Below are 23,097 nucleotides of genomic sequence, written 5' to 3'. Positions count from 1 at the left end.
CTAACAATACATGAAAGCCGTAGCACGCACGATGAAACTGAAACGCCAGGAGAATCAGACCAGCTTTGTCAGCTGGCGTTTCGCCTTGCTGTGCGGTTGCATCCTGCTGGCGCTGGTGGGGCTGATGCTGCGGGTGGCCTATCTGCAGGTCATCAACCCCGACAAACTGGTGCGTGAAGGGGATATGCGCTCGCTGCGCGTGCAGCAAGTCCCCACCGCGCGCGGCATGATAAGCGACCGCGCAGGCCGTCCCCTGGCGGTAAGCGTGCCGGTCAACGCCATCTGGGCCGATCCGAAAGAGCTCAACGACCATGGCGGTATTAGCGCCGACAGGCGCTGGAAGGCACTGTCCGATGCGCTTTCCATCCCTCTCGATCAGCTCTCCTCACGCATCAACGCCAATCCCAAAGGGCGTTTTGTCTATTTGGCGCGCCAGGTTAATCCTGCTATCGGCGATTACATCCATAAACTTAAACTTCCCGGTATTTATCTGCGCCAGGAGTCACGGCGCTATTACCCCGCCGGTCAGGTAACCGCGCATCTTATCGGCGTGACCAATATCGATAGCCAGGGCATTGAAGGCATTGAAAAAAGCTTCGACCGCTGGCTGACCGGCCAGCCCGGCGAGCGTACGGTGCGTAAAGACAGGTTCGGCCGGGTCATCGAGGATATCTCGTCGGTGGACAGCCAGGCGGCGCACAATTTAGCGCTGAGTATTGACGAACGGCTGCAGGCGCTGGTGTATCGCGAGCTGAACAACGCCGTGGCGTTCAATAAGGCCGAATCGGGCACGGCGGTCCTGGTGGATGTCAATACCGGCGAAGTGCTGGCCATGGCCAACAGCCCCTCCTACAACCCCAATAATTTGATCGGCACCACCATGGACGTGATGCGCAACCGCGCCATCACCGATATTTTCGAGCCGGGCTCGACGGTCAAGCCGATGGTGGTGATGACCGCGCTGCAGCGCGGCGTGGTGCGGGAAAACAGCGTACTCAATACGCTGCCCTACATGATTAGCGGCCACCAAATCAAGGATGTGGTGCGCTATGCCGAATTAACCGTGACAGGTATTTTGCAGAAATCGAGTAACGTCGGTGTGTCTAAGCTGGCGTTAGCGATGCCGTCCTCGGCGCTGGTAGAAACTTACTCCCGCTTTGGATTGGGTAAGGCGACCAATTTGGGGCTGGTCGGAGAAAGCAGTGGCTTATATCCCCATAAACAACGGTGGTCCGACATGGAGAGGGCTGCCTTCTCTTACGGCTACGGGCTAATGGTAACGCCGTTACAATTAGCGCGGGTCTACGCCACGATCGGTGGTATGGGCATTTTACGCCCGCTCTCCATTACCCGGGTCGATCCCCCGGTGGCGGGAGAGCGGGTGTTTCCCGAATCGCTGGTGCGTACCGTGGTACACATGATGGAAAGCGTGGCGCTGCCGGGTGGTGGCGGTACCAAAGCCGCGATCAAGGGCTATCGCATCGCCATCAAGACCGGTACCGCCAAAAAGGTCGGGCCGGACGGTAATTATATCAATAAATATATCGCCTATACCGCCGGGGTCGCGCCCGCCAGTAATCCGCGCTTTGCGCTGGTGGTGGTGATAAACGATCCGCAGGGCGGCAAATACTACGGCGGGGCGGTCTCCGCGCCGGTATTTGGCGCCATCATGGGCGGCGTACTGCGTACAATGAACATAGAGCCGGATGCGCTGCCGCAGCCCGGCGAGAAATCCGACATGGTCGTCAATAATCGAAAAGAGGCATCAGGTGACCGATCGTAATTTGCGTGAGCTGCTTGCGCCCTGGGTGCCTAACGCGCCGGGACGCGTGCTGAGGGACATGACGCTGGACAGCCGCACCGCGGCTGCGGGCGATCTGTTTGTGGCCGTCGCCGGCCATCAGACGGACGGGCGTCGCTATATCCCCCAGGTGATCGCGCAAGGCGTTGCCGCCGTCGTGGCACAAGCGGAAGGCGAAGCCGAAGAAGGTGAAATCCGTGAGCTGCACGGCGTGCCGGTCATCTATCTTCACCGGCTGCAAGAGCGGTTATCGGCGCTGGCGGGGTGCTTTTATCAGCAGCCGTCGCGCGCGCTGCGCCTGATTGGCGTCACCGGCACCAACGGCAAAACCACTACCACGCATCTTTTGGCGCAATGGGCGCAGTTATTGGGCGAGATGAGCGCCGTGATGGGCACCGTGGGCAACGGCGTAATGGGCCAGATCCATCCGGCCGACACCACCACCGGCTCACCGATCGAGGTCCAGCAGCTGCTGTCGCAGTTGCAGCGCCAGGGCGCATCCTTCGCGGCGATGGAAGTCTCGTCCCACGGCCTGGTGCAGCACCGGGTCAGCAGTCTGCATTTCGCCGCCGCGGTCTTTACCAATCTGAGCCGCGACCATTTGGATTATCACGGCGATATGGCGCAGTACGAAGCAGCCAAATGGCGGCTGTTCGGCGAGCTTGACGTCGGTCAGCGCATTATCAACGCCGATGACGCCACCGGCCGGCGCTGGCTGCAGAAATTGCCGCAGGCGATAGCGGTAGCGGTCAGCGGCGCGCTGCCGCCCGAACGGCAGGGCGATTGGCTGTGCGCGGGCGAGGTGCGATATCATGCGCGCGGCGCGGATATCCCCTTCCGCTCCAGCTGGGGAGAAGGGACCGTCCACAGTCAATTAATCGGAGAATTCAACGTCAGTAACCTGTTGCTGGCGCTGACCACGCTGCTGGCGCTCGGCTACCCGCTGCCGGCGCTGCTTGACAGCGCCAGCCGTCTGCAATCGGTTTGCGGCCGCATGGAAGTCTTTCACGCCGAAGGCCGTCCCTCGGTGCTGGTGGATTACGCCCATACCGCCGATGCGCTGGAAAAGGCGCTGTCGGCGGCCAGGCTACATTGCCACGGTAAACTCTGGTGTGTGTTCGGCTGCGGCGGCGATCGCGATAAAGGCAAGCGGCCGCTGATGGGCGCTATCGCCGAACAGTACGCCGACCGGGTGATTATCACCGACGATAACCCGCGCGGGGAAGCGGCCCAGGACATTATCAACGACATTAAGAGCGGCTTGCTGGATGCGGGCCGCGCCCAGGCGATTTCAGGCCGCGCCGAGGCGGTGACCAGCGCCATCATGCAGGCCGCGCCGGCGGATCTGGTGCTGGTGGCCGGTAAGGGCCATGAGGATTACCAACTTATCGGTCAGCAGCGGCTGGACTACTCCGACCGCACCACCGTGGCGCGGCTGCTGGGGGTGATGGCATGATCCCCTTTACTCTCAGCGCTATCGCACCGGTGCTTAACGCCGAACGGGTGGGCGACGATCGCACTATCCTGGCTGTCGTCACCGATTCGCGGGCGCCGAACGCTGCCGAAAGCAGTGTGTTTGTCGCGCTGAAGGGCGAGCAGTTCGACGCCCATGATTTCGCCGAACAGGCGGTCGCCGCCGGCGCCATGGCGCTGTTGGTTAATCGCCGGCTACCGCTGGACGTGCCGCAACTGATTGTCGCCGATACCCGCCGCGCGCTGGGGCAATTGGCCACCTGGGTGCGCCAGCAGGTGCCGGCGCGGGTCGTGGCCCTGACGGGGTCCTCCGGCAAAACCTCGGTCAAAGAGATGACCGCAGCCATCCTGCGCCAGTGCGGGCGCGTGCTGGCGACCGAGGGGAATTTCAATAACGATATCGGCGTACCGCTGACGCTGCTGCGTCTGACGCCGGAGCATGATTTCGCGGTTATTGAGCTGGGAGCCAATCATCTCGGCGAGATTGCCTGGACGACCGATCTGGTGCGGCCGGAAACCGCGCTGGTAAACAACCTTTCCGCCGCGCATCTGGCCGGGTTCGGTTCGCTGTCGGGCGTCGCGCAGGCCAAGGGCGAAATCTTCGCCGGCCTACCGGCCAACGGCCGCGGCATCCTTAATGCCGATAGCCACGATTGGCCGCACTGGCAACAGGTGCTGGGCCACAAAGCGGTCTGGCGTTTCGCCGTACACGCTGCCGAAGGCGTGGATTTCTTTGCCAGCGACATCGTAAGCGATCATCAGGGGGTGCGTTTCACCCTGCACAGTCCGCACGGGGAGTGCCCGGTGCGGCTGCAGCTACCGGGACGGCACAATGTCGCCAATGCCTTGGCCGCCAGCGCGCTGGCGCTGGCGGTGGGGGCCGGACTACCGGCACTCGCCGCCGGCCTGGCGCAGCTCAAGGCCGTGCCGGGACGGCTGTTCCCCATCGCGCTCGGCGCCGGGCAGCTGCTGCTGGACGATAGCTATAACGCCAACGTCGGCTCCATGACCGCCGCCGCGCAGGTGCTGGCGGATATGCCAGGCTACCGGGTGATGGTGGTGGGTGATATGGCGGAGTTGGGCGATGAAGCGGCCGAGTGCCATCGGCAGGTGGGCGAAGCCGTCGCCCTGGCCGGTATCGACAAGATATTAAGCGTCGGCAATCTGAGCCACCTTATCGGTGAGACCAGCGGCCGGGGCGAGCATTTTCAGGACAAAGCGGCGCTCACCGCCCGTCTGGCGCAGTTGTTGTCAGAGCAGGCGGTAATGACCGTATTAGTGAAGGGTTCACGTAGTGCCGCAATGGAGCAAGTGGTGCGCGCGTTACAGGAGAAAGCACCATGTTAGTCTGGTTGGCCGAACATCTGGTCCAATTTTATTCGGGGTTCAACGTCTTTTCATACCTGACGTTCCGCGCCATCGTCAGTCTGCTGACCGCGTTGTTCCTGTCGCTGTGGATGGGACCGCGCCTTATCGCCTGGCTGCAAAAACTGCAAATTGGGCAAGTGGTACGCAATGACGGCCCGAAATCGCATTTCAGCAAGCGCGGGACGCCGACCATGGGCGGGTTGATGATCCTCACGTCGATCACGATTTCGGTGCTGATGTGGGCCTATCCGTCCAATCCCTATGTTTGGTGCGTGCTGTTTGTTCTGGTGGGTTACGGCATCGTGGGCTTTATCGACGACTATCGCAAAGTGGTGCGCAAAGACACCAAGGGACTTATCGCTCGCTGGAAGTATTTCTGGCAGTCGGTGATAGCGCTGGCGGTGGCGTTCACCATGTTCGCAGTGGGAAAAGATACGCCGGCGACCCAACTGGTGGTGCCGTTTTTCAAAGACATTATGCCGCAGCTGGGGCTGTGGTATGTGCTGTTGGCCTATTTCGTTATCGTCGGCACCAGCAACGCGGTCAATCTGACCGACGGTCTGGACGGCCTGGCGATTATGCCGACGGTGTTCGTCGCCGCCGGCCTGGCGCTGGTGGCGTGGGCGACCGGTAACATGAATTTCGCGGGCTACCTGCATATTCCCTACGTGCGCTTCGCCGGGGAACTGGTGGTGGTGTGTACGGCGATCGTCGGCGCCGGTCTGGGGTTTTTGTGGTTCAACACCTACCCCGCGCAGGTCTTTATGGGTGACGTCGGCTCGCTGGCGCTGGGCGGCGCGCTCGGCACTATCGCCGTGCTGCTGCGCCAAGAATTTTTATTGCTGATTATGGGCGGGGTGTTCGTGGTGGAAACCCTGTCGGTGATTTTACAGGTGGGGTCGTTCAAATTGCGCGGTCAGCGCATTTTCCGTATGGCGCCCATTCATCACCATTATGAATTGAAGGGCTGGCCGGAGCCGCGCGTTATTGTGCGCTTCTGGATAATTTCGCTGATGCTGGTCCTTATCGGACTGGCGACGCTGAAGGTACGGTAATCATGACGGACTATCGGGGCGAACAGGTGGTCATTATCGGGCTGGGGCTTACCGGCCTTTCCTGCGTTGACTTCTTTCGCAGCCGCGGCGTGACGCCGCGGGTGATGGACATCCGATTTACGCCGCCGGGCCTGGAGAAGTTGCCGGCCGATGTCCCGCGCCACCTGGGGTCGCTGAACGAAGCGTGGCTGCTCGACGCCACGCTTATCGTCGCCAGCCCCGGCATCCCCCTGTCGCATCCCGCGTTGGCCGCGGAGGCGGAGGCCGGCATCGCTATTGTCGGCGATATTGAGCTGTTCGCGCGCGAGGCGTCGGCGCCGGTGGTGGCGATAACCGGCTCCAACGGCAAAAGCACCGTCACCCGCATGGTGGGCGAAATGGCCGCCGGCGCCGGCTGGCAGGTGGGCGTCGGCGGTAATATCGGCCTGCCGGCGCTGATGCTGCTGGAGGCGCCCCGCCAGTTGTATGTGCTGGAGCTGTCGAGTTTCCAACTGGAAACCACCCATAGCCTGCAAGCGGCGGCGGCGACCGTGCTCAATATTAGCGAAGACCATATGAACCGTTATCCGCTTGGCCTGCAACAGTACCGGGCGGCCAAACTGGAAATTTATCACGATGCCGTGGTGTGCGTGGTCAACGCCGACGATGCGCTCACCCTGCCGGTACGCGGACATGACGCGCGCTGCGTCAGCTTCGGCGTCGAGCGCGGTGATTATTATCTTAGCCAACGCGCGGGCGAGACCTGGTTAATGGCGCGCGGCGAACCGCTGTTGGAATGCGCCGAAATGACCGTCGGCGGCCGCCATAATTACACCAATGCCCTGGCGGCGCTGGCGCTGGCGGACGCCATCGGTATTCCGCGCTCGGCCAGCCTGGCGGCGCTGCGGCAGTTTCGCGGTCTGGCGCATCGCTTTGAGCTGGTGCATGACCGCCACAGTGTACGCTGGATTAACGATTCCAAAGCGACCAACGTGGGCAGCACGGAAGCGGCGCTGAACGGGCTGGCGGTGGCGGGTACGTTGCATCTGCTGCTGGGCGGCGATGGCAAATCCGCCGATTTCACGCCGCTTTCGCCTTTGGTGCAGGGCGACCGAGTACAGCTGTATTGTTTCGGGCAGGACGGCGCGCAGCTGGCGTCCCTGCGTCCCGACGCCGCGACACTCACTGAGACACTGGAGCAGGCGATGCGAATCATCGGTACGCGGGTGAGGGCAGGGGATCTGGTGCTGCTGTCGCCGGCCTGCGCCAGCCTGGACCAGTTTAGCAATTTTGAAGTGCGCGGTGAGGTCTTCACGCGCCTGGCGCGGGAGGTAGGCTGATGCGCATACCCGGTTTAGGATTGATTCCCCGCCTGAAGGCGTGGGTGATGGGGGGGGGCGAGCCGGAGGCGCCGACCCATGTGCTGTATGACCGCACGCTGCTGTGGCTGACGCTGGGGCTGGCCGGTATCGGTTTTGTGATGGTGACGTCGGCATCGATGCCCACCGGGGCGCGCCTGTCGGACGATCCGTTTTATTTCGCCAAGCGCGATGCCTTCTACCTCGGCCTGGCGTTTGTGCTGTCGCTGGCAACGCTTAGGATCCCGATGGCGGTCTGGCAGCGCTACAGCTCGGTGATGTTGCTTATCACTCTGGTGATGCTGCTGGTGGTGCTGGTAGTCGGCAGTTCGGTCAACGGCGCGTCGCGCTGGATTGCGCTCGGCCCGTTGCGGATCCAGCCGGCGGAGTTGTCCAAGCTGGCGTTGTTTTGCTATCTGGCCAGTTATCTGGTGCGCAAGGTAGAGGAAGTGCGTACTAACTTCTGGGGATTTTGCAAACCCATGGGCGTGATGGTGCTGTTGGCGGTACTGCTGCTGGCGCAGCCCGACCTCGGGACCGTGGTGGTGCTGTTTGTCACCACCCTGGCGATGCTGTTCCTGGCCGGCGCCAAACTGTGGCAATTTTTATCGATTATCGGTTCGGGCATTTTCGCGGTGGTGTTGCTTATTATCGCCGAGCCGTATCGTATGCGGCGCGTGACCTCTTTCTGGAACCCGTGGGATGATCCCTTCGGCAGCGGTTACCAGCTTACCCAATCGCTGATGGCCTTTGGCCGCGGGGAGTTTTGGGGGCAGGGTCTGGGCAATTCGATACAGAAACTGGAGTATTTGCCGGAAGCCCATACCGACTTTATTTTCGCCATTTTGGGCGAAGAGTTGGGTTATTTCGGCGTGGTGCTGGCGCTGCTGATGGTCTTTTTAGTCGCGTTCCGCGCGATGTCCATCGGCCGTAAAGCGCTGGAAATCGACCAGCGCTTTTCCGGTTTCCTGGCCTGTTCCATCGGTATCTGGTTCAGCTTCCAGGCGCTGGTCAACGTGGGCGCCGCAGCCGGCATGCTGCCCACGAAAGGGCTGACGCTGCCGTTGATCAGCTACGGCGGCTCCAGCCTGCTGATTATGTCGACGGCGATTGTACTGCTGCTGAGAGTGGATTTTGAGACGCGCATGGCCAAGGCACAGGCGTTTGCGAGGGGACCGCGATGACGGCAAAGATCAGGCGGCTGATGGTGATGGCGGGCGGTACCGGCGGACATGTGTTCCCGGGACTGGCGGTTGCCCATCACCTGATGGCGCAGGGCTGGCAGGTACGCTGGCTCGGCACCGCCGATCGCATGGAGGCCAGTTTGGTGCCGCAACACGGCATCGACATCGATTTTATCCGCATTAGCGGCCTGCGCGGCAAGGGCATGAAAGCGCAACTGATGGCGCCGGTGCGCATCTGGCGCGCCTGGCGTCAGGCGCGGCGCATTATGCGCGCCTGGCAGCCGGATGTGGTACTGGGGATGGGCGGCTATGTTTCCGGACCCGGCGGTCTGGCGGCCTGGAGCTGCGGTATCCCGGTGGTGCTGCATGAGCAGAACGGCATCGCCGGCCTGACCAATCGAGGTCTGGCGAAAATTGCCCGCAAAGTGCTGCAAGCGTTTCCCGGCGCGCTCCCCTATGCCGACGTGGTGGGCAATCCGGTGCGCGATGCGGTACTGGCGCTGCCGGCGCCCGAAGTGCGCTTTCTCGAACGCACCGGCCCGATTCGGGTCTTAGTGATCGGCGGCAGTCAAGGCGCGCGGGTGCTGAATCAGACCATGCCGGCGGTCGCCGCCCGCTTGGCGGGCACCGTGACCCTGTGGCATCAGGTGGGCAAAGGGGCGCTGGAGGAGGTCAACCGGGCCTATGCGGTGGCCGGAGAGACACAGCACAAGGTGGTGGAATTTATCGACGACATGGCTGCCGCCTACGCCTGGGCGGATGTGGTGGTGTGTCGCGCCGGCGCGCTGACGGTGAGCGAAATCGCCGCCGCCGGGCTGCCGGCGCTGTTTGTGCCGTTTATGCACAAAGATCGTCAGCAGTATTGGAACGCGCGGCCGCTGGAGCAGGCCGGGGTGGCGAAAATCATCGAGCAGCCGGCCTTTACCGCCGAGCGGGTCAGTGACGTGCTGGCAGGCTGGGATCGGCCGGCGCTGCTGACCATGGCGCAGCGCGCCAGGGCGGCGGCTATTCCCGACGCGACGGAGCGGGTGGCGCGGGAAGTGGCGGCGGCGGGTGTCTAAGCCGTGCGCCGACAAGACCGGACGGGCCGGGCGTGCCGTCCAGAGCGTTTTTTTGACTTAAGCGATAATACTGTGAATACACAACAACTGGCTAAACTGCGAACTTTTGTCCCCGAGATGGGCCGCGTCAGGCAAATCCATTTTGTCGGCATCGGCGGTGCCGGCATGGGCGGTATCGCGGAAGTGCTGGCAAACGAGGGCTATCAAATCAGCGGTTCCGATCTGGCGCCGAACGCGGTGACGCAGCAGCTGACCGACCTGGGTGCGCAGATCTATTTCAACCACCGCCCGGAGAATATCAGCGACGCCAGCGTGGTAGTGGTGTCGAGCGCTATCGCCCCCGATAACCCGGAAATTGTGGCGGCCAAAGAGGCGCGTATTCCGGTGATTCAGCGCGCGGAGATGTTGGCGGAGCTGATGCGTTTTCGTCACGGTATCGCCATCGCAGGCACCCACGGCAAAACCACCACAACCGCGATGGTGGCCAGTATTTACGCCGAGGCCGGCCTGGATCCGACCTTCGTTAACGGCGGCCTGGTGAAAGCCGCCGGCGTGCATGCCCGCCTGGGCTGCAGCCGCTACCTGATTGCCGAGGCCGACGAAAGCGACGCCTCCTTCCTGCATTTGCAGCCGATGGTGGCGATTATCACCAATATCGAAGCCGACCATATGGACACTTACCAGGGCGACTTTAAGAATTTGAAGCAGACGTTCATCAATTTTCTGCACAATTTGCCGTTTTACGGCCGCGCGGTGATGTGTATCGACGATCCGGTGATCCGCGAACTGCTGCCCCGTGTTGGGCGGCAGATTACCACCTACGGTTTTAGCGACGATGCCGATTTGCGCATTACCGATTACCGCCAGGACGGCGCGCGCGGCAGCTTTACCCTCACCCGGCAGGATAAGCCCGATTTGTGGGTGGAGCTCAATGCGCCGGGTCGGCACAACGCGCTGAATACGGGGGCGGCGATTGCGGTGGCGACCGAAGAGGGCATCAATGACAAGAGTATTTTGCAGGCTATGCTGCAATTTCAAGGGACGGGCCGCCGCTTTGACGATTTGGGCCGTTATGATTTGACCCACGTCAACGGTAAAACGGGCGAGGTCATGCTGGTTGACGATTACGGCCACCACCCGACCGAGGTGGACGCCACCATCAAAGCGGCGCGGGCGGGCTGGCCGGACAAGCGGCTGGTGATGGTATTTCAGCCGCACCGTTATACGCGCACGCGGGATTTGTACGATGACTTTGCCAATGTGTTGTCCGGTGTGGATGTCCTGCTGATGCTGGATGTGTATCCCGCCGGCGAAGCGCCGATCCCCGGCGCCGACAGCCGCTCCCTGTGCCGCACCATACGCGGGCGCGGCAAGGTGGACCCGATTTTGGTGCCGGATATGAATGCGCTGCCGGCGACGCTGGCGCAGGCCTTGGATGATAACGATTTGGTGCTAATGCAGGGTGCCGGCACGGTGGGCAAAATCGCCCGTAAACTGGCCGATAGCAGGCTGCAGCCGCAGCAGGGCGAGGGACGTCATGGTTAAACGGCCCGGCCGATGCCGGCATGCGCCGACGGTCGTTGCGGCGGGAGCGACCTGACATGTCGCAGGCGGCGATAAACGTACGCAACCGTGAGACGGAGAGAGCCGCTGCGGGACGCAGTAACGGCGGCCAGCTCGCGGGTCTGATCTTCCTGGTGATGGTGCTTGGCACCATCGTCTGGGGAGGCTGGATGGTCGTGGGCTGGATGAAAGACCCTCATCGTTTACCGCTGTCCCGGCTGGGGGTGACAGGAGAGCGTCATTACACCACCAATGACGATATTCGCCAGGCGATTCTGGCGCTGGGGGCGCCAGGCACCTTTATGACGCAGGATGTCAACGTCATCCAGCAGCAGATTGAGCGCATGCCGTGGATTAAGCAGGTTAGCGTGCGTAAACAGTGGCCGGACGAGTTGAAAATCCACGTGGTGGAATATGTGCCGGTGACGCGCTGGAATGATTTACATCTGCTGGACGGCAGCGGCAAGGTGTTCAGCGCGCCGGCGGAGCGCATCGGCAATCAGCCCATGCCGATGCTCTATGGCCCGGAAGGCAGCGAGCAAGACGTCTTGACCGGTTATCGCACCATGAACGAGGTGCTGACGGCCGCCAAGTTTCAGCTCAAGGCGGTCAGCATGAGCGCCCGCCATTCGTGGCAGTTAACGCTAAGGGACGATACCCGGCTGGAGCTGGGTCGGGACGACAGAGCCAGGCGCCTGCAGCGCTTTATCGGGATTTATCCGGTTCTTCTCCAGCAGGCCCGGAACGATAATAAGCACATAAGCTACGTGGACCTGCGCTATGACTCGGGCCTGGCCGTCGGATGGGCTGCGGCCTATATCGAGCCGGAAAACAGTAATCAGCAACAGACTCAGGCACAGGCAGAACAACAATGATTAAGGCGACGGACAGAAAACTGGTAGTAGGACTGGAGATCGGCACGGCCAAGGTGGCCGCGCTGGTAGGGGAGGTGCTGCCGGATGGTATGGTGAATATCATCGGTGTCGGCAGTTGCCCGTCGCGCGGCATGGACAAAGGTGGCGTTAACGATTTGGAATCGGTGGTGAAATGCGTGCAGCGCGCCATCGATCAGGCGGAGTTGATGGCGGATTGCCAGATCTCGTCGGTGTATCTTGCCCTGTCCGGCAAACATATCAGCTGCCAAAATGAAATCGGCATGGTGCCGATTTCTGAAGAAGAAGTGACGCAGGAAGACGTCGAGAATGTGGTGCATACCGCCAAATCGGTGCGGGTGCGCGACGAGCACCGTATCTTGCACGTGATCCCGCAGGATTACGCGATTGACTATCAGGAAGGAATAAAAAACCCGGTTGGCCTGTCCGGCGTGCGGATGCAGGCCAAAGTCCACCTGATTACCTGCCATAATGATATGGCGAAGAACATTGTCAAAGCGGTTGAACGTTGCGGGCTGAAAGTTGACCAACTGATTTTCGCCGGTCTGGCATCAAGCTATGCGGTGTTGACGGAAGATGAACGTGAGCTGGGCGTGTGCGTCGTGGATATCGGCGGCGGCACCATGGACATGGCGGTCTATACCGCCGGCGCGCTGCGCCACACCAAGGTGATTCCCTATGCCGGCAACGTGGTCACGAGCGACATCGCCTATGCCTTCGGCACGCCGCCCACCGACGCCGAGGCGATCAAGGTTCGCCACGGCTGCGCACTGGGGTCGGTGGTCAGCAAGGACGAGAGCGTTGAAGTGCCGAGCGTCGGCGGCCGGCCGCCGCGCAGCCTACAGCGCCAAACCCTGGCCGAGGTGATCGAGCCGCGTTATACCGAGCTGCTGAACCTGGTCAACGATGAAATTTTACAGCTACAGGAACAGCTGCGGGCGCAGGGGGTAAAGCACCATCTGGCCGCGGGCATCGTGCTGACCGGTGGCGCGGCGCAAACCGACGGTCTGGCGGCCTGCGCGCAGCGGGTATTCCATACCCAGGCGCGCATCGGCCAGCCGCTGAATATCACCGGTCTGACGGATTATGCGCAGGAGCCCTATTATTCGACCGCCGTTGGGCTGCTGCATTACGGTAAAGAGTCACATTTAAGCGGCGAAGTGGATGTGGAAAGACGAACGTCGGTCAGCACATGGTTTAAGCGGTTCAGCGGCTGGCTGCGCAAAGAATTTTAATGATTTTCAAGACGGAACCCGGCTGTGCAGGCGGCCGATTCCGAAGCGACAGGCACAAAACGGAGAGAAATTATGTTTGAACCTATGGAATTAACCAACGACGCGGTGATTAAAGTCATCGGCGTCGGCGGCGGCGGCGGCAACGCGGTCGAGCATATGGTGCGCGAGCGCATCGAAGGCGTGGACTTCTTCGCGGTGAATACCGATGCGCAGGCATTGCGTAAGACGGCGGTGGGCCAGACTATCCAGATCGGCAGCGGTATTACCAAAGGGCTAGGGGCCGGCGCCAATCCCGAAGTGGGCCGCAACTCAGCCGAGGAGGACCGCGAAGCGCTGCGGGCCGCGCTTGAGGGCGCCGACATGGTGTTTATCGCCGCCGGCATGGGCGGGGGGACCGGCACGGGCGCCGCGCCGGTTGTCGCGGAAGTCGCCAAGGATCTGGGTATCCTGACCGTCGCCGTGGTCACCAAGCCGTTCAATTTTGAAGGCAAAAAACGCATGGCGTTCGCCGAGCAGGGCATCGCTGAACTCTCCAAGCATGTCGACTCGCTTATCACCATTCCCAATGATAAGTTGCTGAAAGTCCTGGGCCGCGGTATTTCGCTGCTGGACGCTTTCGGCGCCGCCAACGACGTACTGAAAGGCGCGGTGCAGGGTATTGCCGAGCTTATCACCCGTCCCGGCCTGATGAACGTCGACTTCGCCGACGTGCGCACCGTAATGTCGGAGATGGGTTACGCCATGATGGGTTCCGGTGTCGCCTGCGGTGAGGATCGCGCGGAAGAAGCGGCGGAAATGGCGATTTCCAGTCCACTGCTGGAAGATATCGATCTGTCCGGCGCCCGCGGGGTACTGGTCAACATCACCGCCGGTTTCGACCTGCGTCTGGACGAATTTGAAACCGTGGGTAACACTATCCGCGCTTTCGCCTCCGACAACGCCACCGTGGTCATCGGTACCTCGCTGGATCTAGATATGAACGACGAACTGCGCGTTACCGTCGTGGCCACCGGCATCGGCATGGACAAGCGCCCGGAAATTACGCTGGTGACCAACAAGCAGAGCAGCCAGCCGGTCATGGATAACCGCTACCGCGATCACGCCACGGGCTTGTCTTCGCTCGCTCAAGAGCAGAAAACGGCGGCCAAAGCGGTCAATGAGCAAAACGCCCAGGGAAGTAAGGAACCCGACTACCTGGATATTCCGGCTTTCCTGCGTAAACAGGCGGATTAAACCGTGCCATTTTGGGAAACGCCGCTCTTTGTGCTAAACTGGCCCGCCCACTCTCCTCTATATTATATTGGGCAGAGTAGGCGGCATGGTTAAACATTGCGAGAGAAACAGATGATCAAACAGCGGACATTAAAACGTATCGTGCAGGCCACCGGTGTGGGGTTACATACCGGCAAAAAGGTCACACTGACACTACACCCTGCACCGGCAAATACCGGGGTCATCTATCGTCGAACCGATTTGAACCCGCCGGTGGATTTTCCCGCGGACGCCCGGTCGGTGCGCGACACCATGCTGTGCACCTGTTTGGTGAACGAGCATGACGTGCGCATTTCCACCGTAGAGCACCTGAACGCGGCGCTGGCGGGGTTAGGGATCGACAACATCATCGTTGAAGTGGATGCGCCTGAAATCCCGATCATGGACGGCAGCGCCAGCCCCTTCGTTTACCTGCTGCTGGATGCCGGCATTGAGGAGCTTAACTGCGCCAAAAAATTCCTGCGTCTTAAACAGGCGGTGCGCGTCGAGGATGGGGATAAATGGGCCAAGCTGGCGCCGTATAACGGCTTTACGCTCGATTTCATCATCGACTTCAAACATCCTGCGATTGATGCCAGCTCGCAACGTTATTTCCTGAACTTCTCCGCGGAGTCGTTCGTTCGCCAGATAAGCCGCGCGCGCACCTTTGGCTTCATGCGCGATATAGAGTACCTGCAATCTCGCGGCCTGGCCCTGGGCGGCAGCTTCGACTGCGCTATCGTGGTTGATGACTACCGGGTGCTTAACGAAGACGGCCTGCGCTTTGAAGATGAGTTTGTCCGCCACAAAATGCTCGACGCCATCGGCGACCTGTTTATGTGCGGCCATAACATCATCGGCGCCTTTACCTCCTTCAAATCCGGCCACGCCATGAACAACAAACTGTTGCAGGCGGTGCTGGCGCGCCAGGAAGCCTGGGAACTGGTGACCTTCGAGGACGAGGTGGAACTCCCGCTGGCGTTCAAGGCGCCTTCCTTCGTTATGGCATGAGTGTCGTTGGCGAGCGGTGACGCAGCGCCTCACGGCAACGTCCCGGCTTATGCCGGCAGAGGGTTAGCAGTTAGGCGTCTATTTCCCGCGACGGGCGGGGTCGGCACTCTCTCCGGCCAGCTCCGACAGTCGTTCTAGCGCGTTCTTTAATTTCCCTTCGCTGCGCGCCGCCACATGGCGAATAGACGCCGCGCTCTGTACGCTCAATTGCCGTGGCTTTTCCCCGAGCGGCCGGTGAAGTTGCCGGCTACTGTCGTTATTTTGCGCGTTCAATTCCTGTTTTCTCGCCAAGCCAGGGTTAATCCTGATGTCGATGGACGACAATGATGGTAGAATCTGCACTCTTAACGCGGATAATAATTGAGGTTGTTCATAGCGTAACCGCATCTTCCAGCTGGCATTGGCGGTTTCCAGCACCATCACGCCCTGGCGGACGTTGGCAACGCGGCACCAGGGGCGCAGCGGTGCCGGCAGCAGCGCGTTGACCGCGCGGTTAAGCTTAAGCAGCATGATGGCCCGCTGCTGAATCTTTGAGAGGGACACGCGGCCTGTCTCGGCGGCGTCGCCAAACAGGCTGTCGATGGGATGTGGACGACTATCGCGCATAACAACACTCCGGCGGAAGACATTATCGGGTAATGGGTATTTTATGTCGTTGGCGACAATTTGGCAGACGTTATTTCTGGCCGCATCTCCTGTTGGGGATGGTCGCGGCCGGGTTTGGCGTGCCGTTATTGCCGGGTGGCGCTCAGGAAATGCTGCACCAGGCCGACAGCTGCGCCAGCCTCAGCCGGCAAAGCGCCTTCCAGGCCGGCTTCAGCCAGCTGGCGCGGCTGAAGGATGTCCCGCGTCACCCCGCCTACGCCGTCGATTATTGGCACCAGCATGCCATACGCACCGTCATCCGTCATCTCTCCATTGCCTGGGTGCCCGAGGCCGTCGAGCCGCTGCGCGTGCGGCATCAAGTGTTGCTTACCACCCTTGGCCTGTTGCTCAATCGCGAAGCGCGGCAGCCGATGCCGGTGCGCCGCCTGCGTCAAACGGGCCATGTCGGCTTCATCGACCACCGCACCGGCATACGTCTGGCGCAGTTGCAGGGAATACGGGCCGGCCCGCGCGCGGCCACCTGACCCTGAAGGACCGTAACTTTCCCGCAAATGACTTTTGGCCGCCGATGGACGGGGCCGTGATGAGATGTGACTGATTATGCTAGCAAAATTACTTACCAAAATTTTTGGCAGCCGTAACGATCGTACCCTGCGCCGCATGAGCAAGGCGGTGGACGCCATCAACCAGATGGAACCGGCCATGGAGCAGTTGAGCGACGAACAGCTCGCGGCCAAAACCGTCGAATTCCGCGAGCGTATCGCCAAAGGGGCGACAGTCGACAGCCTGCTGCCGGAAGCCTTCGCCGTGGTGCGCGAGGCCAGCAAGCGCGTGTTCGGCATGCGCCATTTCGATGTGCAATTGATGGGCGGTATGGTGCTTAACGATCGCTGCATCGCCGAAATGCGCACCGGTGAAGGGAAAACCCTGACCGCCACGCTGCCGGCGTACCTGAACGCCCTCAGCGGCAAAGGCGTGCATGTGGTCACGGTGAACGATTATCTGGCGCAGCGCGATGCGGAAAACAACCGTCCGCTGTTTGAGTTCCTGGGGCTGAGTGTCGGTATCATCAACCTGCCGGCGCCGGCCAAGCGTGCCGCTTACGCCGCCGATATCACCTACGGCACCAACAACGAGTACGGTTTTGACTACCTGCGCGACAATATGGCGTTCAGCCCGGAAGAGCGGGTGCAGCGTAAGTTGCATTACGCGCTGGTGGATGAGGTGGATTCCATCCTGATCGATGAAGCCCGCACCCCCCTCATTATCTCCGGCCCGGCGGAAGACAGCTCCGATATGTATCGCCGCGTCGACAAACTGATCCCGCATTTGATTCGCCAGGACAAAGAGGACTCCGAGAGTTTCCAGGGCGAGGGCCACTTCTCGGTGGATGAGAAATCCCGCCAGGTGAACCTGACCGAACGGGGGCTGGTGCTGATTGAAGAGCTGCTGGTGAAAGCCGGTATCATGGAGGAGGGCGAATCGCTCTACTCTCCCGCCAACATCATGCTGATGCATCATGTGACCGCCGCCCTGCGCGCCCACGTGCTGTTCGCCCGCGATGTGGACTATATCGTTAAAGACGGTGAAGTCATCATCGTCGACGAACATACGGGCCGCACCATGCCGGGCCGCCGCTGGTCCGACGGGCTGCACCAGGCGGTGGAGGCTAAGGAAAACGTGGCGATCCAGAATGAAAACCAGACGCTGGCGTCCATAACCTTCCAGAACTACTTCCGTCTGTATGAGAAGCTGGCCGGTATGACCGGCACCGCCGATACCGAAGCGTTTGAGTTCAGCTCTATCTATAAACTCGATACCATCGTGGTGCCCACCAACCGTCCGATGATCCGCAAGGATTTGGCCGATCTGGTCTACATGACGGAAAAGGAAAAAATCGACGCTATTATCGAGGACATCAAATCCTGCACCGAACGCGGCCAGCCGGTCCTGGTGGGGACTATTTCCATTGAAAAATCGGAGCTGGTTTCCGGCGAGCTGGAAAAAGCCGGCATTGTGCATAAAGTGCTCAACGCTAAATTCCACGCCATGGAGGCGGAGATCGTCGCTCAGGCGGGCCAGCCGGGGGCGGTGACCATCGCCACCAACATGGCCGGCCGCGGTACCGACATCGTGCTGGGCGGCAGCTGGCAGGCGGAAATCGCAGCCCTGGAAGCGCCGGACGAGCAGCAGATCGCCGCCATCAAGGATGCCTGGCAGCCGCGTCATGAGGCGGTTCTGGCCGCCGGCGGCCTGCATATCATCGGCACCGAGCGTCATGAATCGCGCCGTATCGACAATCAGCTGCGCGGCCGCTCCGGCCGTCAGGGTGACGCCGGCTCATCCCGTTTTTACCTGTCGATGGAAGATGCCCTGATGCGTATTTTCGCGTCGGATCGCGTCTCCGGCATGATGCGCAAACTGGGCATGAAACCGGGCGAAGCCATTGAGCACCCGTGGGTCACCAAGGCGATTGCCAATGCCCAGCGTAAGGTGGAAAGCCGCAACTTCGATATCCGTAAGCAACTGTTGGAGTATGACGACGTCGCCAACGATCAGCGCCGCGCGATCTACACCCAGCGCAACGAACTGCTCGACGTCGCGGACATTAGCGAGACCATCAAGAGCATACGCGAGGATGTGCTGAAGACTATCCTCGATAGCTACATTCCGCCGCAATCGCTGGAAGAAATGTGGGATGTGTCGGGGCTTGAGCAGCGCTTGAAGGATGATTTTGATCTGGATATGCCTATCGCCCAATGGTTGGACGACGAGCCGGGCCTGCACGAAGAGACCCTGCGCGAGCGCGTGCTTGAGCAGACGCTGGTGCAATATCAGCGTAAAGAAGAGATCGTCGGCAGCGACATGATGCGCAATTTCGAGAAAGGCGTCATGTTGCAAGCACTTGATTCCCTGTGGAAAGAGCATTTGGCGGCGATGGACTATTTGCGTCAGGGCATCTATCTGCGCGGCTATGCGCAAAAAGACCCGAAGCAGGAGTACAAGCGCGAATCTTTTGCGATGTTCGCCGCCATGTTGGAATCGCTGAAATATGAAGTGATAAGCACCCTTAGCAAGGTGCAGGTGCGCATGCCGGAAGAGGTTGAGGCGATGGAGCAGCAACGGCGCGAAGAGGCCGAACGTCTGGCCAGACAGCAGCAGCTGAGCCATCAGGCGCCGGAGGCGGAACCCGTCACGGGTAGCGTTTCCTCGGCGCAAGACGGCCGCAAAGTCGGGCGCAACGATCCTTGCCCGTGCGGTTCCGGGAAGAAATTCAAGCACTGCCACGGCAAATTGCAGTAAGCCGATGCCAAGCGGCCAGCAGTTGTTCGTCACGCCCGGTTCGCCGGGCGTTTTATTGAAAAGAGGTTTACACTTTTTTTAAGACGCGCGGCCTGGCTGTGCGGGATAACCTTAAGGAGCGCTGACAGCTATGACGATACGAACCATCGCGGTGGGTATCATCCGTAACGCCCGGCGGGAAATATTTATCGCCCGCCGCCCGGCGGAGGTCCACATGGGAGGCTTTTGGGAGTTCCCCGGCGGTAAGGTCGAGCCGGGTGAGAGCCCCGAACAGGCACTGTATCGCGAACTGCGCGAAGAGACCGGCATTGACGTCGAGCATGCCCATTTGCTGGCGACGACTCAGCATCACTTCGCCGAGCGGCAGCTGGCGTTTTATTTCTTTCTGGTGGAGCAGTGGCGCGGCACTCCCTGCGGCAACGAGGGACAGCCGGTGCGCTGGTGCCCGCAGCAGGCACTAAACGCTGAAGAGTTCCCACCGGCCAACGCGGCCATTATTCGTCAACTGACGGCTGATTAACCCTGCGCCATTGGTCAGCGGGCGGTGGATCGATCCGGCGCGATTTCTCAGCGGGGCGCGGAACCCTCCAGCACGGTGAGCGTGTATCCCGTAGAGGGCCGGCGTGACGTTAGCTGTTGGGTGGGAATAAGACCGGGTAACAGAGGTGTCGGGCGCGGCATCCACCGCCAGGATGTGCCGCCTGCGACGGTGAATTATGCCGCCGCGGGCGCTGTCCGCTTAGTGACGGGTTTCATCGCTCCACTCGTCGCTGTCGGTTATTTGCACATCGCTTGGGATACGCTTTTCCTCTTCCGCCCATTCGCCAAGATCTATTAACTGGCAGCGTTTGCTGCAAAATGGCCGGAACGGGCTTTTCTGACTCCATTCCACCGCTTTGCCGCAGGTGGGGCAGGTGACGTTAACAATATCGTCGCTCATGGTTAATTGCTCCTAACAACAGGCCAGTTCAAACGGCAGGCGGTTCGGCACCACCCCGTTCTCGCTGTCCAGGGATAAAAAACGGATAGCATAACGGGTTTTATGGCCGGAAACTTGCGGATAGAGTTGATGCTCGACAGGGATGCGCAACCGCCGCAAATCCCCCTCCTCGGCGTTATCCTGAAAGAAGCCGTTTAAACTGATTTGGTTTTTGAACGGGCCTGAATGGCGCACGATATCCAGGATGCAGGATGCAGGATGCGGGTCAGCGCGGCGTTGAGCGGATCCAGCGTTTGTAGCCAGCCGTCCACCTATGCGTCGCGCTGCGGCTGCGGCTGCGGCTGCGGCTGCGGCAGATGCAGATGCAGCCAGATATGCAGCGCCGGCAGGTCAAAACTACAGCAGCCGCCGGGTATGGATGGATAGCCGCTGGCGCACGGCGCCGATCAGACGATCCTCACGCAGCGCTTGCACCAGGCGCGGGGCCGCAGCGTTTGAAATCGGTGCGCAGGGCGTTAACGCGTTCGCTGTCGACGCCGGGCACCCCTTCCCACTGCAGCAATTTTTGCTGCTGGCGGTCCAGTTCTTTGATCATTTCGCTGCGGATGTCGCCGCACTCGAGGACGTCCAGCAGATCGGCTAAGGTACGGAAAAACGTCAGCGCATTGGCAATTTCGCTTAATGCCGAATGCCGGTAGAGCTGCTGCAGCAGGAACTCCAACCGCAGCCAAGTCCGCATTTTTTCATTTAACGGGTGTTCAAACAGCACCGTTGTCGAGTAAACGTTACTCATGGTGATTTATCCTGTCGGGTTGCTGATGCCGCAAGCGCAAGATAGCGTCGATGCAAAGTAGCAACGCGATCCGTTATCTCCTCGGGGCGCCCGCTATTATCAATAATATCGTCCGCACAGGCCAGACGCCGCTGACGCGGCACCTGTGCCGCCAAAATGTTTTCCACCTGCTCGCTGCTGACGCCGTCCCGGCTAAGCGTGCGCGCGATCTGAACCTCGGGGTCCACATCCACCACCAGCACCCGATCGGTGCGTTGCTGCAGGTTATTCTCAATAAGCAGCGGCACGACCCACAACACGTACGGCGCACGGGCGGAGCGCAACTGCTGTTCGGTTTGCCGTTTAATAAGCGGATGGAGCAGACCGTTAAGCCAGGCTTTCTCTTCCGGATCGCTGAAAATCCGAGCTCTGAGCGCGGCGCGATCCAGCGACCCGTCCGCGCTCAGCACCGCCGGACCAAAATGTTGCGCGATGGCACGCAGGGCCGGGTCGTCCGGCTCGACCACCTCCCGTGCGATCACGTCGGCATCCACCAGGGGCACGCCGAGGGCGGCGAAGGCATTGGCCACCGTGCTTTTACCGCTACCGATACCACCGGTCAGGGCAACAATGTATTGCGTCACGTTAACTGCCTCACCCTGAAAGAGACTCTCCCGGCCCAAGGTAAATTGTTACGATTGTAGCGTAAAAAGGGCAAATTTCGCAGTCTTGCCCTAACTTTAATCCCGCGTATGATACCGCTACTGGAATAGGCAAATTGTATCCGGTATTGATTAGCGACTCGTCGCCTTTTACCAGGAAAACCCTATGCGTATAGAAGAAGATGTGAAGTTAGGTTTCAAAGATGTGCTTATCCGGCCGAAACGCTCCACGCTGAAAAGCCGCTCCGATGTTGAACTGCAGCGCGACTTCACCTTCAAACATCCCGGCATTCGCTGGTCCGGCGTGCCGGTTATCGCCGCGAACATGGATACCGTCGGCACTTTTCACATGGCGGAGGCGCTGGCCGCCTTCGACGTGCTGACCGCGGTGCATAAGCATTATAACGTGGATCAGTGGCGCGAGTTTGTGGCGCGCGCGCCGGAATCGGTACTACGTCATGTGATGGTTTCCACTGGCACCTCCGCGGCCGATTTCGAGAAAATGAAGCAAATCCTGGCGCTGTCGCCGCCGCTGAATTTTATCTGCATTGATGTCGCCAATGGCTATTCGGAACATTTTGTGACCTTTGTTCAAAAAGCTCGCGAAGCCTGTCCGGATAAAGTGATTTGCGCCGGCAATGTGGTCACGGGGGAAATGGTGGAAGAGCTCATTCTCTCGGGCGCCGATATTGTCAAAGTCGGCATTGGTCCGGGCTCGGTATGCACCACGCGGGTCAAAACCGGCGTCGGCTACCCTCAACTGTCGGCGGTAATCGAGTGTGCCGACGCCGCCCACGGGCTGAGCGGCCAAATTGTGAGCGACGGCGGCTGCGCGGTGCCTGGCGATGTGGCCAAGGCGTTCGGCGGCGGTGCGGATTTCGTGATGCTCGGCGGTATGCTGGCCGGGCATGACGAGTGCGAAGGCACCATCGTGGAGGAGAGCGGCGAGCGTTTTATGCTGTTCTACGGCATGAGCTCCGAGTCGGCAATGAAGCGGCATGTCGGCGGGGTGGCGGATTACCGCGCCGCCGAGGGCAAAACCGTCAGGTTGCCGCTGCGTGGTCCGGTGGAATATGCCATTCGCGATGTTCTCGGTGGTCTGCGCTCCGCCTGTACTTATGTTGGGGCATCACGCTTGAAGGAGTTGACCAAACGCACCACTTTCATCCGTGTCGCCGAGCAGGAAAATCGGATCTTCACCCAGCTGTAACCCGCGCCGGGCGCTGCCGCATCAGCGGGCGCCCGGGTGCCACAAACCCGCCGTCGGCGAACGTGGCCGCTGCGGCCCAGCTGCCTGTTACCTCAGCCATGTTAGCACCGCCGCCCTCGCGCAGGGGGAATGCGGCAAAAGCGTGCTTGGCCTGTGTCTCTCAAGCAGCAGCAGATCAAGGTGGCCACGCGCTTAAAATTGGCTAAAAACTTCGCCCAACTGCAGCAGCGGTTATTGCGCGGCAAATCATTTGATACTGAAAGGCAAAATTTTTGATACGCTCAAAAAACACACAAAAGCAACTTATTTGATACTAACTACTGTACTCATGTCACTTTTTTAACACAGGCTAAAGAAACACCCTGACTGGAC

General features: G+C 60.5%; 19 protein-coding genes and 1 pseudogene. 16 read left to right on the top strand and 4 right to left on the bottom strand.

The features are described from left to right. Positions 1-10 precede the first annotated feature (10 nt). The 12 genes from ACMX3H_RS10990 (at position 11) to lpxC (ending at position 15,232) form a co-directional block, all read left to right on the top strand. Entirely contained in the window at positions 11-1,783 is a 1,773-nt protein-coding gene (locus tag ACMX3H_RS10990; RefSeq protein ID WP_415210867.1) for a peptidoglycan glycosyltransferase FtsI, read from the top strand. After that, the gene (murE, locus tag ACMX3H_RS10985; RefSeq protein WP_415210866.1) at positions 1,770-3,257 is read left to right on the top strand and encodes a UDP-N-acetylmuramoyl-L-alanyl-D-glutamate--2,6-diaminopimelate ligase; all 1,488 of its coding nucleotides are present in this window, start codon (positions 1,770-1,772) and stop codon (positions 3,255-3,257) included. Before ACMX3H_RS10990 ends, murE begins: the two co-directional genes overlap by 14 nt. Continuing rightward, a complete protein-coding gene (gene murF / locus ACMX3H_RS10980) occupies positions 3,254-4,621 on the top strand; it encodes a UDP-N-acetylmuramoyl-tripeptide--D-alanyl-D-alanine ligase (protein WP_415210865.1) in 1,368 nt (455 codons plus the stop codon). Before murE ends, murF begins: the two co-directional genes overlap by 4 nt. Further along, a complete protein-coding gene (mraY, locus tag ACMX3H_RS10975; protein ID WP_415210864.1) occupies positions 4,615-5,697 on the top strand; it encodes a phospho-N-acetylmuramoyl-pentapeptide-transferase in 1,083 nt (360 codons plus the stop codon). Before murF ends, mraY begins: the two co-directional genes overlap by 7 nt. Positions 5,698-5,699: 2 nt before the next feature. Beyond that, a complete protein-coding gene (gene murD, locus ACMX3H_RS10970; protein ID WP_415210863.1) occupies positions 5,700-7,016 on the top strand; it encodes a UDP-N-acetylmuramoyl-L-alanine--D-glutamate ligase in 1,317 nt (438 codons plus the stop codon). Further along, a complete protein-coding gene (ftsW, locus tag ACMX3H_RS10965; RefSeq protein WP_415210862.1) occupies positions 7,016-8,218 on the top strand; it encodes a cell division protein FtsW in 1,203 nt (400 codons plus the stop codon). Before murD ends, ftsW begins: the two co-directional genes overlap by 1 nt. Next, positions 8,215-9,279 carry an undecaprenyldiphospho-muramoylpentapeptide beta-N-acetylglucosaminyltransferase gene (murG, locus tag ACMX3H_RS10960; RefSeq protein WP_415210861.1) on the top strand — a complete coding sequence of 355 codons (1,065 nt, stop codon included), beginning with the start codon at positions 8,215-8,217 and terminating at the stop codon, positions 9,277-9,279. Before ftsW ends, murG begins: the two co-directional genes overlap by 4 nt. Before the next feature lie 72 nt (positions 9,280-9,351). Continuing rightward, positions 9,352-10,824, top strand: a complete 1,473-nt coding sequence (gene murC, locus ACMX3H_RS10955) for a UDP-N-acetylmuramate--L-alanine ligase (protein ID WP_415210860.1) — start codon at positions 9,352-9,354, stop codon at positions 10,822-10,824. A gap of 56 nt (positions 10,825-10,880) precedes the next feature. Further along, positions 10,881-11,717: a cell division protein FtsQ gene (gene ftsQ, locus ACMX3H_RS10950; protein WP_415210859.1), complete on the top strand. Its 837-nt coding sequence runs from the start codon at positions 10,881-10,883 to the stop codon at positions 11,715-11,717. After that, a complete protein-coding gene (gene ftsA / locus ACMX3H_RS10945; protein ID WP_415210858.1) occupies positions 11,714-12,970 on the top strand; it encodes a cell division protein FtsA in 1,257 nt (418 codons plus the stop codon). The genes ftsQ and ftsA overlap by 4 nt, the downstream gene beginning before the upstream one ends. 72 nt (positions 12,971-13,042) lie before the next feature. Further along, a complete protein-coding gene (gene ftsZ / locus ACMX3H_RS10940) occupies positions 13,043-14,203 on the top strand; it encodes a cell division protein FtsZ (protein WP_415210857.1) in 1,161 nt (386 codons plus the stop codon). Between the two features lie 111 nt (positions 14,204-14,314). Then, positions 14,315-15,232, top strand: a complete 918-nt coding sequence (gene lpxC, locus ACMX3H_RS10935; protein WP_415210856.1) for a UDP-3-O-acyl-N-acetylglucosamine deacetylase — start codon at positions 14,315-14,317, stop codon at positions 15,230-15,232. Between the two features lie 78 nt (positions 15,233-15,310). On the opposite strand, the gene ACMX3H_RS10930 is transcribed toward lpxC, so the two are convergent. After that, positions 15,311-15,838, bottom strand: a complete 528-nt coding sequence (locus ACMX3H_RS10930) for a DUF721 domain-containing protein (protein ID WP_415210855.1) — start codon at positions 15,836-15,838, stop codon at positions 15,311-15,313. Positions 15,839-15,870: 32 nt separating this feature from the next. Here ACMX3H_RS10930 and secM point away from each other — a divergent pair, with 32 nt between their 5' ends. The 3 genes from secM to mutT all read left to right on the top strand — a co-directional run bounded on the left by secM (position 15,871) and on the right by mutT (position 19,661). Then, positions 15,871-16,362, top strand: coding sequence for a secA translation cis-regulator SecM (secM, locus tag ACMX3H_RS10925; protein WP_415210854.1), 492 nt, complete (start codon positions 15,871-15,873; stop codon positions 16,360-16,362). Between the two features lie 76 nt (positions 16,363-16,438). After that, positions 16,439-19,141, top strand: a complete 2,703-nt coding sequence (gene secA, locus ACMX3H_RS10920; protein ID WP_415210853.1) for a preprotein translocase subunit SecA — start codon at positions 16,439-16,441, stop codon at positions 19,139-19,141. A 130-nt stretch (positions 19,142-19,271) separates the two neighbouring features. After that, positions 19,272-19,661: an 8-oxo-dGTP diphosphatase MutT gene (mutT, locus tag ACMX3H_RS10915; protein ID WP_415210852.1), complete on the top strand. Its 390-nt coding sequence runs from the start codon at positions 19,272-19,274 to the stop codon at positions 19,659-19,661. A gap of 219 nt (positions 19,662-19,880) precedes the next feature. On the opposite strand, the gene yacG is transcribed toward mutT, so the two are convergent. The 3 genes and pseudogenes from yacG to coaE form a co-directional block, all read right to left on the bottom strand. Then, a complete protein-coding gene (yacG, locus tag ACMX3H_RS10910) occupies positions 19,881-20,081 on the bottom strand; it encodes a DNA gyrase inhibitor YacG (RefSeq protein WP_415210851.1) in 201 nt (66 codons plus the stop codon). Between the two features lie 12 nt (positions 20,082-20,093). Then, positions 20,094-20,874 (bottom strand): annotated as a pseudogene (gene zapD / locus ACMX3H_RS10905) (cell division protein ZapD). Continuing rightward, positions 20,871-21,497, bottom strand: a complete 627-nt coding sequence (gene coaE / locus ACMX3H_RS10900; protein WP_415210850.1) for a dephospho-CoA kinase — start codon at positions 21,495-21,497, stop codon at positions 20,871-20,873. The pseudogene zapD and the gene coaE overlap by 4 nt, the downstream one beginning before the upstream one ends. 184 nt (positions 21,498-21,681) lie before the next feature. Here coaE and ACMX3H_RS10895 point away from each other — a divergent pair, with 184 nt between their 5' ends. Further along, on the top strand, positions 21,682-22,725 hold the full coding sequence (locus ACMX3H_RS10895; RefSeq protein WP_415210849.1) for a GMP reductase: 1,044 nt from the start codon (positions 21,682-21,684) through the stop codon (positions 22,723-22,725). The last annotated feature ends 372 nt before the right edge of the window (positions 22,726-23,097 follow it).

This window comes from Sodalis sp. (in: enterobacteria), from assembly GCF_047607725.1.
In the GTDB taxonomy this organism is placed as follows: Bacteria; Pseudomonadota; Gammaproteobacteria; order Enterobacterales; family Enterobacteriaceae; genus JBLKSS01.
This window is presented reverse-complemented; position numbering and strand designations above follow the sequence as displayed.

Excerpts from the sequence above, each read along its gene's own strand:
- ACMX3H_RS10990 (WP_415210867.1), top strand. The coding sequence starts at position 11 with ATGAAAGCCGTAGCACGCACGATGAAACTGAAACGCCAGGAGAATCAG.
- murF (WP_415210865.1), top strand. The coding sequence starts at position 3,254 with ATGATCCCCTTTACTCTCAGCGCTATCGCACCGGTGCTTAACGCCGAA.
- mraY (WP_415210864.1), top strand. The coding sequence starts at position 4,615 with ATGTTAGTCTGGTTGGCCGAACATCTGGTCCAATTTTATTCGGGGTTC.
- murD (WP_415210863.1), top strand. The coding sequence starts at position 5,700 with ATGACGGACTATCGGGGCGAACAGGTGGTCATTATCGGGCTGGGGCTT.
- ftsW (WP_415210862.1), top strand. The coding sequence starts at position 7,016 with ATGCGCATACCCGGTTTAGGATTGATTCCCCGCCTGAAGGCGTGGGTG.
- murG (WP_415210861.1), top strand. The coding sequence starts at position 8,215 with ATGACGGCAAAGATCAGGCGGCTGATGGTGATGGCGGGCGGTACCGGC.
- ftsQ (WP_415210859.1), top strand. The coding sequence starts at position 10,881 with ATGTCGCAGGCGGCGATAAACGTACGCAACCGTGAGACGGAGAGAGCC.
- ftsA (WP_415210858.1), top strand. The coding sequence starts at position 11,714 with ATGATTAAGGCGACGGACAGAAAACTGGTAGTAGGACTGGAGATCGGC.
- ftsZ (WP_415210857.1), top strand. The coding sequence starts at position 13,043 with ATGTTTGAACCTATGGAATTAACCAACGACGCGGTGATTAAAGTCATC.
- lpxC (WP_415210856.1), top strand. The coding sequence starts at position 14,315 with ATGATCAAACAGCGGACATTAAAACGTATCGTGCAGGCCACCGGTGTG.
- ACMX3H_RS10930 (WP_415210855.1), bottom strand. The coding sequence starts at position 15,838 with ATGCGCGATAGTCGTCCACATCCCATCGACAGCCTGTTTGGCGACGCC.
- secM (WP_415210854.1), top strand. The coding sequence starts at position 15,871 with ATGGGTATTTTATGTCGTTGGCGACAATTTGGCAGACGTTATTTCTGG.
- secA (WP_415210853.1), top strand. The coding sequence starts at position 16,439 with ATGCTAGCAAAATTACTTACCAAAATTTTTGGCAGCCGTAACGATCGT.
- mutT (WP_415210852.1), top strand. The coding sequence starts at position 19,272 with ATGACGATACGAACCATCGCGGTGGGTATCATCCGTAACGCCCGGCGG.
- yacG (WP_415210851.1), bottom strand. The coding sequence starts at position 20,081 with ATGAGCGACGATATTGTTAACGTCACCTGCCCCACCTGCGGCAAAGCG.
- ACMX3H_RS10895 (WP_415210849.1), top strand. The coding sequence starts at position 21,682 with ATGCGTATAGAAGAAGATGTGAAGTTAGGTTTCAAAGATGTGCTTATC.